The 13,387-nt window shown below is 44.3% G+C and carries 14 protein-coding genes; 6 read left to right on the top strand and 8 right to left on the bottom strand.

Annotated features, from left to right (window positions below; translation table 11 throughout):
- The first annotated feature begins 11 nt into the window (after positions 1-11).
- Positions 12-3,515, top strand: coding sequence for a filamentous hemagglutinin N-terminal domain-containing protein (locus ACO05Z_RS08045; RefSeq protein ID WP_421901647.1), 3,504 nt, complete (start codon positions 12-14; stop codon positions 3,513-3,515).
- A 97-nt stretch (positions 3,516-3,612) separates the two neighbouring features.
- Here ACO05Z_RS08045 and ACO05Z_RS08050 read toward each other — a convergent pair whose 3' ends face one another.
- The 4 genes from ACO05Z_RS08050 to ACO05Z_RS08065 all read right to left on the bottom strand — a co-directional run bounded on the left by ACO05Z_RS08050 (position 3,613) and on the right by ACO05Z_RS08065 (position 6,626).
- Positions 3,613-3,993 (bottom strand): RidA family protein, encoded by a 381-nt coding sequence (locus ACO05Z_RS08050; protein ID WP_421901648.1) that lies wholly within the window; start codon positions 3,991-3,993, stop codon positions 3,613-3,615.
- Positions 3,994-4,009: 16 nt separating this feature from the next.
- A complete protein-coding gene (locus ACO05Z_RS08055) occupies positions 4,010-4,993 on the bottom strand; it encodes a hypothetical protein (RefSeq protein ID WP_421901649.1) in 984 nt (327 codons plus the stop codon).
- A gap of 78 nt (positions 4,994-5,071) precedes the next feature.
- Entirely contained in the window at positions 5,072-5,425 is a 354-nt protein-coding gene (locus ACO05Z_RS08060; RefSeq protein ID WP_421901650.1) for an STAS domain-containing protein, read from the bottom strand.
- 82 nt (positions 5,426-5,507) lie between these two features.
- Positions 5,508-6,626, bottom strand: coding sequence for a histidine kinase dimerization/phosphoacceptor domain -containing protein (locus tag ACO05Z_RS08065; protein ID WP_421901651.1), 1,119 nt, complete (start codon positions 6,624-6,626; stop codon positions 5,508-5,510).
- A gap of 270 nt (positions 6,627-6,896) precedes the next feature.
- Between ACO05Z_RS08065 and ACO05Z_RS08070 the strand changes: the two genes are divergently transcribed.
- Together ACO05Z_RS08070 and ACO05Z_RS08075 are read left to right on the top strand one after the other, a co-directional pair.
- Positions 6,897-7,517 (top strand): PilZ domain-containing protein, encoded by a 621-nt coding sequence (locus tag ACO05Z_RS08070; RefSeq protein ID WP_421901652.1) that lies wholly within the window; start codon positions 6,897-6,899, stop codon positions 7,515-7,517.
- 1 nt (position 7,518) lies between these two features.
- Entirely contained in the window at positions 7,519-7,722 is a 204-nt protein-coding gene (locus ACO05Z_RS08075) for a hypothetical protein (RefSeq protein ID WP_421901653.1), read from the top strand.
- Positions 7,723-7,797: 75 nt separating this feature from the next.
- Here ACO05Z_RS08075 and ACO05Z_RS08080 read toward each other — a convergent pair whose 3' ends face one another.
- From ACO05Z_RS08080 to ACO05Z_RS08095, 4 genes are all read right to left on the bottom strand, one after another.
- Positions 7,798-8,529 carry an amino acid ABC transporter ATP-binding protein gene (locus ACO05Z_RS08080; protein WP_421901654.1) on the bottom strand — a complete coding sequence of 244 codons (732 nt, stop codon included), beginning with the start codon at positions 8,527-8,529 and terminating at the stop codon, positions 7,798-7,800.
- Positions 8,529-9,542 carry an amino acid ABC transporter permease gene (locus tag ACO05Z_RS08085; protein ID WP_421901655.1) on the bottom strand — a complete coding sequence of 338 codons (1,014 nt, stop codon included), beginning with the start codon at positions 9,540-9,542 and terminating at the stop codon, positions 8,529-8,531. Before ACO05Z_RS08085 ends, ACO05Z_RS08080 begins: the two co-directional genes overlap by 1 nt.
- A gap of 156 nt (positions 9,543-9,698) precedes the next feature.
- Complete coding sequence (locus ACO05Z_RS08090; protein ID WP_421901656.1) at positions 9,699-10,514, bottom strand: transporter substrate-binding domain-containing protein; 816 nt, start codon at positions 10,512-10,514, stop codon at positions 9,699-9,701.
- A gap of 60 nt (positions 10,515-10,574) precedes the next feature.
- Positions 10,575-10,742 (bottom strand): hypothetical protein, encoded by a 168-nt coding sequence (locus ACO05Z_RS08095; protein WP_420246958.1) that lies wholly within the window; start codon positions 10,740-10,742, stop codon positions 10,575-10,577.
- 198 nt (positions 10,743-10,940) lie between these two features.
- Between ACO05Z_RS08095 and ACO05Z_RS08100 the strand changes: the two genes are divergently transcribed.
- The 3 genes from ACO05Z_RS08100 (at position 10,941) to ACO05Z_RS08110 (ending at position 13,285) form a co-directional block, all read left to right on the top strand.
- Entirely contained in the window at positions 10,941-11,684 is a 744-nt protein-coding gene (locus tag ACO05Z_RS08100; RefSeq protein ID WP_421901657.1) for a basic amino acid ABC transporter substrate-binding protein, read from the top strand.
- 91 nt (positions 11,685-11,775) lie between these two features.
- The gene (locus ACO05Z_RS08105; RefSeq protein ID WP_421901659.1) at positions 11,776-12,558 is read left to right on the top strand and encodes an amino acid ABC transporter permease; all 783 of its coding nucleotides are present in this window, start codon (positions 11,776-11,778) and stop codon (positions 12,556-12,558) included.
- Positions 12,548-13,285, top strand: coding sequence for an amino acid ABC transporter ATP-binding protein (locus ACO05Z_RS08110; protein WP_421901660.1), 738 nt, complete (start codon positions 12,548-12,550; stop codon positions 13,283-13,285). The genes ACO05Z_RS08105 and ACO05Z_RS08110 overlap by 11 nt, the downstream gene beginning before the upstream one ends.
- Positions 13,286-13,387 lie beyond the last annotated feature (102 nt).

Below are 13,387 nucleotides of genomic sequence, written 5' to 3' on the forward strand. Positions count from 1 at the left end.
TGGGTGTTGATATGCTTAAGAGATCCAGCTCATTTCTTCTGTGTTTTATTTGTCTGACTTTACAGCTTCTTCTTATTGTTCCCGTATCAGTTTCGGCTAATCCGCAGGGCGGTCAGGTTGTCGGTGGAGATGCAAATATTAGCAGCTCAGGCAATACAATGAATATCCAGCAGAATTCTGATCGGGCTATAATCAATTGGAAGTCTTTTGATATAGGCAAGCATGAGTCTGTCATTTTCAATCAGCCTTCAGCTACTTCCGCAGTTCTGAACAGGATCAGGAGCGGAGCACCTTCAGAGATACTTGGTAACCTCAAGGCTAACGGGCAGGTCTATTTGGTCAATCCCGATGGGTTTGTTTTCGGGGACAGTGCCAGAATCGATACCTCTGGCTTCATGGCCACCACCAGCGATATCCTCAACGATGATTTCATGAAAGGGAATATGGATTTCAATATTCCCGGAACTGCCGGAGCTCATATCATCAATAGAGGGCAAATAAATGTGGCTGATTGCGGCTTTGCTGCTCTGGTTGCGCCGGTTGTGCGTAACGAAGGGATCATTGCCGGACGTTATTCCCGTGTAGCACTCGCGTCTGGAGAAAAATTTCAGTTCGACGGATACGGCGACAACTTGATCAACTTTGCCGTATCCGAAGAAACACTTAGTGAGTTTTACGATACAGAAGGCAACCTCCTCAAAGAAACAGGAGTCTACAACGACGGTCATATCAAGGCAGACGGCGGAGTCGTCCTGCTCAAGGCCCAGCAGCTCAGCAAGATTGTTAAAGGTGTTGTTAGTAATACCGGAGTAGTCGAAGCGAAGACTGTTGAACGCCGTAATGGACGCATCATTTTTGGCGGTGAAAGGAATCAGGATACCGAGGTCATCATCAAGGGAAAGCTCGATGTTTCCGGTGAGACAGAGAATGATCAGGCTGGATTTGTAGATATCGAAGCCAGGAAAGTTGAACTCTCAGGAGACATTGATGCAACAGGCCTGATCGGCGGGCGCGTGCATCTCATGGGGGATTACATCTGGCTCGAAAATGCCCTGATTGATGCTTCCGGTTATGGAGATGGCGGAACCGTTCTGATCGGCGGTGACTATCTGGGTGGCAGGGCTTCAGATGATACCTACAGGCGTCTTGGTATCAGTCGCGAGCTTTATGAGTTTGATACAGCCACAAATGTCGCCATGATGGATTCTGTTGTTATCAAGTCCGATTCTCTTGTTGACGGAGATGGCGGTAAGATAGTTCTCTGGGCGGATAACAATATGTTTGCTTATGGGGATATTTCGTCTTCAGCCAATAGAGGAGACGGTGGCTTCATTGAGGTCTCCGGGGCTAAATTTCTGGATATTAATGGGTTGGATGTGTTTGCTGATTCCGTGAGTGGGGAGCAGGGGACTGTTTTGTTTGATCCTTTGTCTGTAACAATTCTAAGTACAAGAGCTTATAATAAAGCTTTTGGGAGACGTAATAGGTGGAATTATCCATATAGCTTTGGTTCCCCTAGTTTACTGGAAAACGATAATATTGCAGATTCCATAGGAGTGATAATTAAAAGTTCTCAAGTAGAAAAGTACTTAAATAAAGGAATTAACGTTACAATTCGTACGTCTGGTGGGGTGGACGGAACTTTGGAGGTCATGGATTCTATTGAAAAAACAAGCGGTGGCGATGCGACATTAACTTTAGCCACGGGGCTGATGATACTTGGTAGTCTACGAGAAACCGGACCTAACGTTGCTATTGGTTTATTGGTTGAGAATGGACGTAGAATTGATATAAAATCGACTTCTGGAAGGTTAAATTTAAATTTTGATGCGGATACAATTGGTTTCAATGGAGTTGATATTAGTACTAACGGTGGGGCTTTCTACGGATACGATAATTTACATTTATGGAGTGAACTCGATGGGTTTCGGGATGTTTCATATAATGAATTATTTGAGCCAAATCATGTCGTAACTTTGAATACTTATGTGACTCATCCATCAGACTCAAATGCCAATAGCGATGTTGGTTCTTCCACCTCCACCCCCCAGTCAGGTAAGAAAGATCCTGTGAAGGATGCTGATGATAATTCGGCTTATGTGGGGGGAAATATTCCTTCTAAACCCAAGCTTACTCCAGTCCAAAAAGAGGTAATAAAAGTTAAAGCGGATGGTGGTTTGATACAGGATCTGTTGGATAATGGCGTGATCAAAAACGAGATGGCAAATGATGTCACTAATGTTCTAACCGACTATGGACTTAGTCAGTCTGAGGCACGTGAATTTGCTGATAAGATTTTAAATTTTAAGCCGTATGATTTTAATGATATCAGTAGATTCATGTCTTCAAAAACCAAAAAGAATCTTGCTCTGCTCGAGAATAGTAAAGTTACAGATGATAAAGTGCTGGCTAGCTTAATTAAGAATTCTTTGTTGTCCTTTTATCGGGATAGTCAGTTTGATAATTTAAAATTGAGTGATGGAAATACTATTATTGGTGTTTTAAAAAAGGCAAACCCAAATACTCTGCCTGTGTGGATAAAGAATTTATTAAAGAATCATGGCGCTTCTATGGAGAAATTGAAAAATGATTCATTTTCTTTTGAAGCTAATGCTATTGATAAAGCAATGTTAGAAGATCAAGCTGCTCTTTTGAAGACCACCTCAGATATTCTCAGTTCTACTCAGAAAGCCTTAAGCAGCCTTCCTGTTCTAAGTAGTACTGGGTTTAATAAGATTTCTGAAAGTATTGTTGAAGTTACAGAGCTTGGAAAAATATTAGCAAGTGACGCCCCAAAAAACGAAAAGGATATTGCAGCTGCTGAGAAAGTTGCTTCAGTTGCGGGGATTCATGATGTCGCAGGAGCTCAAAAAATTGAAGGTATTTTAACTGTTGGTCTTGGTCTTGTTAAAGCTATTAATAGTCTTAAAGATAATGATTCAAATTTAGCCTTAGAACAGATGGTGACAGTGTCAGAAGGTCTCGCTAAGTTAACGAATGATAGAAATCTTAAAATGTCGATACAGTCAGCGGGCAACATATTATATATGAAAACTAAAGGAGCTGTTATACTGACTGATTCTTTAGGCAAAAAACATAAGTCTGAAATAGGAACAGCTGTTAGTAGTTTAGTTTCTGAAATAGGATGGACTCCAATCGGGAAAGACCTTAAATCTTATGCTAAAGTGTATAGTGAATATAAAGATGCTCAATCCTCTAACGAGTCAATGAAAGCTATAAAAAGTCTTATGACATCTTTTAATTCTATTATTGATGGTGTAGGTGGTGATGTTCCAGGAATTGGAATTTTAACTTCTGCTTCTCAGGGGATTCTTTCTGCTTTGGAGTATTCGTATAAAAGTGAAGCGATAAGAAAATCATCTTATTTTGAGCAGCTAAATGGTCGGATTAAGGATCAGCAAAAGATGATGGGTTTAAAATTGAAAATTACCAACAACTTTAAAAATAAAATGTATGGTGAATTTTATGCTCAACAGGTTCGAGAAATGAGATAGGAGTGGGCAACTATAGTTAGCTACATAAAAAACGTCCCCACCAACTAATAACAGTTGGTGGGGACGTTTTTTGCTCTTCTAAGAACTGCCAGATGTATTAAATAGCAGCAATACACTTAATTTCCACAAGTCCGCCTTTGGGCAGTCCGCTTACTTCGATGGCGGCGCGGGCGGGTTTGTGGTTGGCGAAGAATTCGGAATAGACTTCGTTTACTTTGGCAAAGTCGTTCATGTCGGTCAGGAAGACGTCCACGCTGATGACTTTGGTCAATGCACTTCCGCAGGCTTCAAGAATGGCTTTGAGGTTCTCAAGGGCCTGCCTAGTCTGCTCCTGTACGTCTTCGGAAATAAACTCACCTGTTGTCGGGATAAGCCCGAGCTGGCCGCTGAGGAAAGCCTGTGAGTTATAGATGGTGGCCTGTGAGTAGGGTCCGATTGCTGCGGGAGCATTCTCGGTATTTACGGTAGTAACGATCATAACCATTCCTTTTGTTTTAAGATTGTTTGGGGAGTCCCCATAAATATTTATCCGCAAAGCTGTCCGGAATAAATTTTGTTATCTGGACCAGTGCGGCGACTATCAGGCAGGACATGATCAGCCGTCCCCAGAATAGGCCGGATACGTGTCCGCCGATCATCATAAGCAGCAGGGTGTCTTCAATCAGGCTGTGGCAGATACTCATCAGGGTCAGGGAATAGAAGACGTCTCTTTTATCAATGCGCCCTGATTTTGTCTCATGGATGATCATGCCGCCTCCGTAAGAAAGACCCATGGTCAGGCCTACTACGGTCAGGGCGGAAGCCTTGGTGCCGATTCCCATCATGGTCAGGAAAGGACGTAGTAGGAAATCCATTGCTGCAATAACCCGTATTTTGGTCAGGATACGCATGATCGCCAGCAGGCAGAAAATGATGCCGAAGATGGAAATCAGGTTACGGATTTCACCTAAGGCCCATTCCAGAATCGTTTTTTCGACTGCGGAATTGTCCGGAGTCAGCAGGATGTTCGCCGGTCCCTGCAGAACGTCGAGATTTTGATAAATCAAGTGAAGTACCAAGCCCATCAGAAAGGCAGCTGCCATTCTGATCATTAGCTGGAAGCCTAGCTTGGGGCCTGAGCTTTGGACCACTCGCAATTCTACAGGCATTGAATGGGCAACAAGAATCATTGTGCCGAGCACAGTTGCTTGTGCGGCAGTGAGTGGCTGGTCTTGAGCAAGACTCAGAAAGACAATCAGCCCGCTGTAGATGTTGTTGATTAATGCAGTAGCCCAGACAAGGCCCATTTCACCGGGTAAACCTACCAGTTTCATTATCGGTGCCAGAGGAGCAGCAAGGTATCCTACTAGGTTGAACTCCTGAAGGATTTTAACAGCGATAACTACCGGAATCATAATCTTGAACAGGTCAAGGCTGATACGGGCAGCGTCTTTAACAGTATCGAGAGCAGGTTGGATAAGATTTTCTTTGAGAGACATATTTGCGGATGGTGGAGGATGGAAAAAATAAAACCGGGCAGACCTCTCAGCCTGCCCGGTTTTTTATATCAATTTCAGTTAGGCCAGCATTTTATCTTTCAGGCCGTTCACAGCATCATCTTCTGTTTCGAAAAGATCGAAAACTTTGTGCAGGGCGGCGATGTCGATGATTTTTTTTACCCGCTCACTGATGTTGAACATGGCGATGTTGCCTTTTTCTTTCATCAGCTTGTTGCGCAGTGTGATCAGGGTTCCGATCCCCATACTATCCATAAAGTCAACACTATCCATATCAAGTGCTATATTGAATTGCTTTTCTTCAAAAATAGGCTGAATCTGGCGCTGAAAATCATGGCTTACAACATGATTCAGTTCCGGGGATTCAATTTTAACAACGGTAATTTCATCTATCTGTTTAAAGCTGAGTTCCATTTTTTTTCCTTCTTCTGTGGTTCTATTGCAAGGATCACGGGTAGCAAGCTACACCGCCTTTTGATTTCAATCAAGTCTGAGTTTAGCCCGGAAAACTGATTTGAAAGGTTGCTCCATTGTCATTAAAAAAATGAACTTCTCCATTTAACTGCTGCGCAAGTGTTTCCACAAGGGTCATACCCAAAGTTCTTGAACCGCTGATGGAAAAATCATCAGGTAAACCGACACCGTTATCAGATACTTCCAGTTTAATTTGTTCATTATCCCTGTGCATGGAGACTCTCAGTTCCCCGCCTGAATTCATTTCATAGGCATGGGTTAAGGCATTTGAAACCAGTTCATTAATGATCAATCCGCACGGGATGGCAGAGTCAATGCCCATGTGGATGTCATTAATGTTGTAGGTGGGGCTGACTTTGCCATCAACAGAGTACGAGCGAAGCAGGAAGTTTATTAGGGTCAGAGCGTACTCATTCATGTCGATGCGGGAAAGGTCTTCAGAGCGGTAAAGCTTTTCATGCAGCATTGACATGGAACGAACCCGGTGCTGACATTCCCGAAGCAGGTTGCTTGCTTCATCATCGTCTGTGTAGCCGCTTTGCAGGCTGAGCAGGCTTGAAATAACTTGCAGATTGTTCTTGACCCTATGGTGGATTTCCTTAAGCATGACCTCTTTTTCTGCCAAGGAGGCCCGGACCAGACCTTCTGATTTTTTACGGGCTGTAATTTCTTCCGAAAGGACTTTGTTCATTAATTGGAGTTCTTCGGTCCTTTCACGGATTTTGCGTTCAAGTTCTTCCTTGTAGCGTTCGTTTTCAACAAGGAGTCTCGCTCTAGCCCGGGTCCGCAGAATGGCATTCTCCAAATCAGTAAGATCAGTAATCGGCTTTGGGATATAATCCCATGAACCTAGTCTTACCGTGGCAATAACATCTTCAAACGATCCTGTTCCGGAGACTACTATTACCGGGGTTTGAGGTGCTTCCTGCCCTAGCTGTTTTAAAACGGAGAGGCCGTCCATTTCGGGCATTCTCAGGTCAAGAAGGACCACGTCAGGTTCCTGTTCGTGAAATATTCTTAATCCTTCATGTCCATTGCTGGCCTGTAGTACTTCGTACCCACTATCTTCAAGATAGTGGGCAATAGATAGACGTACGCTTTCATCGTCATCTATGGTCAATATTTTAGGAGTTTCACTCATGTACAGTATCCGATTTAGAGTTGGGTGGATTTTTGAATTATAAATATGCTGTCTTATGGTCTGAGATGTTGGTTGTTTGAAGTATGAGCTTAAGTTATATTAATGCCTGAAAACCTTTATAACTGTGTATTTTTTGATTTTGTGAGTATATATTGTTAATGGCTGTAAGCCAAGCGGATTTTATTTTATGGAGGGTAACTAAGGGTGGACAGAATGAGAATCCTGCTCGTTGCAGCCCCCGGGGATAACCGGGGGGTATATATTCAGGCTTTGAAAAGCTTTGATCTGGATTGCGACGTTGCTGAATCCCTTCATGAGATTTCTATCAAGCACAATAAGGTTAAATATAACGGGTTCTTGATTGATATTCCGACTTTGCTTCGCTCTACTGCAGCGGATAAAGCAGAGGCAAATCTTTTGAGTGACAATTTTCCAGTTATGCGGCTTAGTTATAAAGCTGCTGAGGGAATTCGTTGTATACCGACAGGTAAATTTTCAGGGCATGGGAATTCCTTGGATGAGTTCTTCAGGGAAAGTTGCCAGAACTTTACAGCGAGGTCTTTACGTGGCACCAAAAGGGCCAACAGGGTTTTAAATGTCTTGTTGAACAGGGATATCAGGTCTTCAAAAAGCCAGATGGAAAAAAGTGTAGCCTTAAACTTTTCAGCAGAAGGCTGTTTCTTGTTTTCTGTTTCAAGGTGGAAGAAGGGTGATACCCTCTGGGTGGCGTTTATGGAGTTGGATGATAAAACTCCCATTAAGTCGGAAGTCTTGTGGAGTGTGCCTTGGGGGGTAAAATCCCAGATGCCCGGTGTCGGGTTGAGGTTTTTGTCTTTATCTGAGGAACAGGCTGACCAGCTTGACGAACTAATTCAGGCTAAGAAGGTGTGAAGTGGGTGAATTAAAAGAAGATAAGAATTTTGAGAGACTGCTGGAATGCATGGCTCGCGGGATTCTTGTGGGTGGATCAGTAGGAGCCATTGCGGGATGGTTTTTCATGGACCTTCAGCGGGCATTATTGTTGGGAATGCTTGTGGGCTGCGTTGCTGGATTAACCATGAAGAATGTTCGCGATAAGCGTGATACAAAAGATTAAATTTTTACATATTTCTAATAAAAAAGGGCCGCTTCCATATGGAAACGGCCTTTTTTATTAATTTGTTCACAAAGACTAAAGAATCTGGCTCAAGAAAGCTTTGGTTCTGTCTGATTCAGGATTGGTGAAGAAGTGGTCCGGGCTGCCTTTTTCAATGAGCATGCCCTGATCCATGAAAACTACTTCATCAGCTACTTCACGGGCAAAGCCCATTTCGTGAGTAACCACGACCATGGTCATACCTTCTTTAGCAACGGTCTTCATTACATCCAGAACTTCGCCGACCATTTCAGGGTCAAGAGCTGAGGTAGGTTCATCAAAAAGCAGGACCTTGGGTTCCATAGCCAGAGAACGGGCGATGGCAACACGCTGCTGCTGTCCACCGGAAAGCTGGGTGGGATAGACACCAGCTTTGTCATGGATGCCTACTTTCTTGAGCAGTTCCATAGCCACTTCACCTGCTTCTTTCTTAGACCTTTTACGTACTACGGTCTGAGCGATGGTCAGGTTTTCCAGCACGGTCTTGTGCGGGAAGAGGTTGAAGGACTGGAATACCATGCCAACTTCTTCGCGGATTTTGTTGATATTTGTCTTGGGAGAAAGGATATCAATGCCGTCAATGAAGATGTGGCCTGAATCAGCGTATTCAAGTCTGTTCAGGCAGCGCAGGAAGGTTGATTTCCCGGAGCCCGAAGGTCCGATAACAACTACGACCTGTCCTTTGTCCACGGTATGGGAAACATTGGAAAGGGCTTGAACTTCATGGGGAACATAGAAAGTTTTGTATATATTTTTTACTTCAATCATTATCTCTGCACCATTCTTTTCTCAAGGTACTGTACAAACATGGAGAAAGCAAAAGTCAGCACGAGGTAGAGCAGAGCACAGAGGAACCACAGCTCAAAAGGCTGCAGACTTGTGGAAACTGCTTCTCTGGTGCCTTTGGTCAGCTCCCTGATGGCGATTACGCCGAGCAGCGAGGAGTCCTTGATCATGCTGATGAACTGTCCTGCCAGCGGGGGGAGGATTCTCCGGAAAGCCTGAGGCAGGATGATGTGCTTCATGGCATAGTATTTTGACATCCCCAGTGAGCGGGCTGCTTCCATCTGTCCGCGGTGCACGGACTGGATACCTGCACGCACAATCTCAGCAACATAAGCACCCGCGAAAATAGCGAGTGAGGCGATACCGAACCAGAGCGGTGGAATCTGGGATATATCGTATTTTGCGAGCATGTTGTTGACCAGAGTTCCCAGCACGAAATACCATATGAACATCTGTACCAGCAGCGGTGTGCCGCGGATGAGTTCAATGTAGGTAATTGCGGAAAGCCTCAATGCCGGGTTCTGTGAAATACGGGCCAATCCGGTAAAAAGGCCGAGCAGGATACCGAAAACAATGGCTATGGCACTTACCTTGAGGGTTACAAATAAACCGTCGAGGATAACACCGGGCTTCCATTCTTTTTCGATTCCGATAGTGTCGCCGACAAAAACAGTATCATCTTCGTAAACTCGTACTCCGGAAGCAGGCACTTCATATTGCTCGGATTCGTGGTTTTCCCCGGTTACAGTAACGATGGCGTTATCACCCTGTTCCTTAATGGATGTGATACTGCCTTCGATATCTGTATTGATGCTGATTTCATCCTGGTAGTAGAAGTAGTTCGGAATACGCTCCCAACGCCAGACGTAGTCAACCTGCTGTGTTGCCCAGTAAAGACCGAACATGGTGGCAAACAGGCCGATGAAAAATACAGTCTTCCAGAAAATTTCGTAGTTCCGGCCTTTGCCGGGAGCTCTCATTGATGTTCCACTCATAATATAAGCCGATTTTTAAAATTTATGTTCTTACTACAAAAAGCAAAAAATTCAGATTGCCGGGAAAGGGTCGATGAATATGGCGCTATCGACCCTTTGTCAACAATCTGAATAAAGGGGCGGATATACCGCCCCTCTTTAAAATCCTGGGTGTTACTACATGTTTTTACGCCAAGAGGTGCTTTCGAACCACTTGTGGTAAAGTTTGTCGTAACGTCCGTCGTTCTTGATCTGGTGCAGGAAGTTTCCGAGGAAGTTCAGGAAATCGGGATCACCCTTGCGGATACCCCAACCCAGAGGCTCGTAAGTGAAAGGCTTATCGAGGAATACGAGCTTGCCGTTGCCCTGCTCAGCCATGAAGATAGCGTTGAAGGGCAGGTCGTAGATCATAGCGTCAGCTTTGCCGTTGAGAACTTCAAGAGCAGCGTCGGTTTCAAGGTCGAAAGACTTGTATTTGGCTTTAGGGATAAAGCGTTTTGCAGCCTGTTCGCCAGTGGTACCGAGCTTGGAAACAATGGTGTACTCAGGCTTGTTCAGGTCTCTGTAGGACTTGATTTTGCCTTCAAGTTTTTTGTTCAGCAGAACAGTCTGACCTACAACCATAAAAGGCTCTGCAAAGTTGATCTGCAGGTTACGCTCCTGGTTGACGGTCATACCAGCGGTGATGATGTCAATTTTGTCAGTAAGGAGAGCGGGGATGATGCCGTCGAATTCCATGTTGACCGGAACGAATTTAACACCCATGGCTTTTGCCATTTCGCGGGCAAGGTCGATTTCGAAACCGACGATGCGGCCTTTTTTGTCAGTCATCTGAAAGGGGATGTAGCCGGAAGCGATACCGCAGCGGAGTTCACCGCTTTTCAGGATGGAGTTGAGGGTTGATTTCTTGGCCAGATCGATGTCGGATGCATTGGCAGTGGCTGCAAAGCCGAGTGCCAGCACCATGATCAGCATCATGCAAATTCTTTTCATAGCTGTCTCCTTTAAAGTCCTTGTCTGCAATTAAGTCAAAATACCTGTGGGAAATACCGATCAACCGTATTTGCCTTCAGTAAGTACTTCCTTAACAATCATTTCAACCTTGCAGACAGGGCAGGTCGGCATTGATTCCTTAGGAAAGTAGACGATACGTGTTTCACGGCACTTGGGGCAGATCACCTCAACGGCTTCCTGCCTTTCTTCTTTGACTTTGTTTTTCATGAGTAATGCCCCTTTGAAAAAAAGAATCTGGAAAATTAACTTTTTTTTGAATAAAGTTCAAGAAAACATTTTTTTACATGCTTTATAATTCAAAGAAAACAATATTGTCCATGGAAACCGTTATTGACACGGTTACTTTTTTGTATAATTTTCATGTTTGTTATTTAGAGGGTATTTTAACTTATTGGAGGAATATTTATGAAGAGGATTATAGTTGCTCTGTTGTTGACTATTCTTGCTGTAACACCTGCTCTTGCCGGAAAAAAGGTGATTAACATAGCATCTGACTGCACATGGCCCCCCATGGAGTTCGTCAATAAAGATAAACAGATCGTTGGTTTTTCCGTTGATCTTATGAAAGCTTGTGCTGTTGCAGCTGGCTACGATGTAAAGATCAAGAACGTTGCCTGGGATGGTATTTTTGCTGGTCTTGCTGCCGGAAAATACGATGCCATTTGCTCTTCAGTTACAATTAACGAAAAGCGCAAAAAAGTAATGGATTTTTCCGCTCCTTACTTTGAGGTTCAGCAGTCAGTTGTTACCGCAAAGGATTCCACTGCTAAATCTCTTGCAGATTTCAAAGGCAAAAACCTCGGTGCCCAGATTGGAACCACCGGTTATTTTGCAATCAAAGCGGTTGATGGTGTAACCCCCAAATCTTATGATGAAATCGGTCTCGCAATGGAAGATTTGTACAATGGTCGCCTTGCAGCGGTTGTTTGTGATGATCCGATCGCAGCTGACTTTGCTCTTCAGCAGGAAGAATACTCCAAGAAGCTCAAAATTGCTTTTGTTGTAAAAAGCGACAAAGCTGAATACCTCGGTGTTGCTGTTAAGAAAGGTAATTCCGAAGTTCTTGACATGATCAATAAAGGGCTCTCTGCTGTAAGAGCAGACGGTACTTACGATAAAATTAAAGCCAAGTGGTTCGGCAGCAACTAATTGCCCAGACCAGCAGGCTTGAGTTGAAAACAAATGGCCGGGATCGGACTTTAGCCGGTCCCGGCATTTTCATGCAGCCCGGATATTATATATGAAAGAAAAACAAGTTAAGATTGAGGTTACGGACGGGGCCAGCATTCCTGACAGCAGTGATAAAGGTCTGCTGAATGCGTGGTGGGTTTCCTTTATCGGTGCCGTAGGTATCATAACCTATCTGATCATCGCCAAGCCTGATCCTTATAGGGATATCCTGCTTTTTATTCCTGATGGAATTGTTGTTACGTTTGAGGTTACCATCTGTTCCATTTTCGGGGCGTTGATTATCGGCCTTTTTACCGGGCTGGGACGAATTTCAAGTAATAAATTTATCAATCTGATTGCTTCTACTTATGTTGAAGTTGTCAGGGGTATTCCGCTTCTCGTACAGCTTTTTTACATTTATTATGCAATGGGCCGGGTACTGCAGGTCCCGGACATGCTTTCGGCTATTATCGCCATGAGTGTCTGTTACGGTGCATATATGGGTGAAGTTTTCCGCGCCGGTATCGAGTCCATTGACGAAGGACAGACCGAAGCCGCAAGATCTCTCGGATTCAGTAAAAAAGAAACAATGTTTCTGGTTATCCTCCCGCAGGCATGGCGGACTATCCTGCCCCCGGTCGGTAACGAATTTATTGCTCTTTTGAAGGATTCCTCTCTCGTATCCATTCTGGCCGTTGCTGATATCCTCAGGCGCGGGCGTGAATTTGCTGCTGAGAGTTTCCAGTATTTTGAAACCTATACAATGATCGCGCTTGTTTATCTGTTGATTACTCTGATTCTCTCAAGAGCGGTGAGCCACATGGAAGAGAGGTTGAACCATTATGACCGCTAATCCCATTATTGAAATCAAGAATGTATACAAGTTCTTTGGCGATCTGGCTGCACTCAGTGATGTTTCACTTGATATCAAGCAGGGCGAAAAGGTTGTTATCATCGGGCCGTCCGGTTCCGGTAAAAGTACCTTGCTGCGTTCCATCAACCGCCTTGAGGAAATCAACAAAGGCTCCATCATAGTTGACGGCCTTGATGTGCATGACAAGGAAAACGACATCAACACCATCCGTCAGGAATTGGGTATGGTGTTTCAGTCATTTAACCTTTTTCCTCATAAGACTGTTCTTGAAAACCTGACCATGGCTCCGATTCGCCTCAAGGGCATGGAGAAGGAAGAAGCCAAGGCTATTGCGGTTGATCTGCTTAAGAAGGTCGGTATCCGCGAGAAGGCTAATGTTTATCCTTCCAAGCTTTCCGGTGGACAGCAGCAGCGTGTGGCAATTGCCCGTGCGCTGGCCATGAACCCCAAGATTATGCTTTTTGATGAACCGACTTCCGCTCTGGACCCGGAAATGATCGGGGAGGTTCTGGATGTAATGAAGAATCTGGCTCGCGAAGGTATGACTATGGTCGTGGTAACCCACGAGATGGGCTTTGCCCGTGAAGTTGCGGACAGGATCGTTTTCATGGAAGACGGCAGAATTATTGCTTGTGCACCGCCGGAGGAGTTCTTCAGCAGTGCCGATCATCCGCGCTTGAAGCAGTTTTTGGATCAGATTTTGTAAAGACGTATTTAAATCCACGTATCAAAAAGCCGACTCTGAATATTCAGGGGCGGCTTTTTGTTTATTAAATAAACAGAATGTGTTTTCAATTCTGTAAATATT

Origin of the sequence: Maridesulfovibrio sp., from assembly GCF_965230075.1 — a bacterium.
Classification (GTDB): Bacteria; Desulfobacterota; Desulfovibrionia; order Desulfovibrionales; family Desulfovibrionaceae; genus Maridesulfovibrio.

What these genes read in the sequence shown, in the direction of transcription:
- ACO05Z_RS08045 (WP_421901647.1), top strand. Translation starts at nt 12, where the DNA reads ATGCTTAAGAGATCCAGCTCATTTCTTCTGTGTTTTATTTGTCTGACT.
- ACO05Z_RS08050 (WP_421901648.1), bottom strand. Translation starts at nt 3,993, where the DNA reads ATGATCGTTACTACCGTAAATACCGAGAATGCTCCCGCAGCAATCGGA.
- ACO05Z_RS08055 (WP_421901649.1), bottom strand. Translation starts at nt 4,993, where the DNA reads ATGTCTCTCAAAGAAAATCTTATCCAACCTGCTCTCGATACTGTTAAA.
- ACO05Z_RS08060 (WP_421901650.1), bottom strand. Translation starts at nt 5,425, where the DNA reads ATGGAACTCAGCTTTAAACAGATAGATGAAATTACCGTTGTTAAAATT.
- ACO05Z_RS08065 (WP_421901651.1), bottom strand. Translation starts at nt 6,626, where the DNA reads ATGAGTGAAACTCCTAAAATATTGACCATAGATGACGATGAAAGCGTA.
- ACO05Z_RS08080 (WP_421901654.1), bottom strand. Translation starts at nt 8,529, where the DNA reads ATGATTGAAGTAAAAAATATATACAAAACTTTCTATGTTCCCCATGAA.
- ACO05Z_RS08085 (WP_421901655.1), bottom strand. Translation starts at nt 9,542, where the DNA reads ATGAGTGGAACATCAATGAGAGCTCCCGGCAAAGGCCGGAACTACGAA.
- ACO05Z_RS08090 (WP_421901656.1), bottom strand. Translation starts at nt 10,514, where the DNA reads ATGAAAAGAATTTGCATGATGCTGATCATGGTGCTGGCACTCGGCTTT.
- ACO05Z_RS08095 (WP_420246958.1), bottom strand. Translation starts at nt 10,742, where the DNA reads ATGAAAAACAAAGTCAAAGAAGAAAGGCAGGAAGCCGTTGAGGTGATC.
- ACO05Z_RS08100 (WP_421901657.1), top strand. Translation starts at nt 10,941, where the DNA reads ATGAAGAGGATTATAGTTGCTCTGTTGTTGACTATTCTTGCTGTAACA.
- ACO05Z_RS08105 (WP_421901659.1), top strand. Translation starts at nt 11,776, where the DNA reads ATGAAAGAAAAACAAGTTAAGATTGAGGTTACGGACGGGGCCAGCATT.
- ACO05Z_RS08110 (WP_421901660.1), top strand. Translation starts at nt 12,548, where the DNA reads ATGACCGCTAATCCCATTATTGAAATCAAGAATGTATACAAGTTCTTT.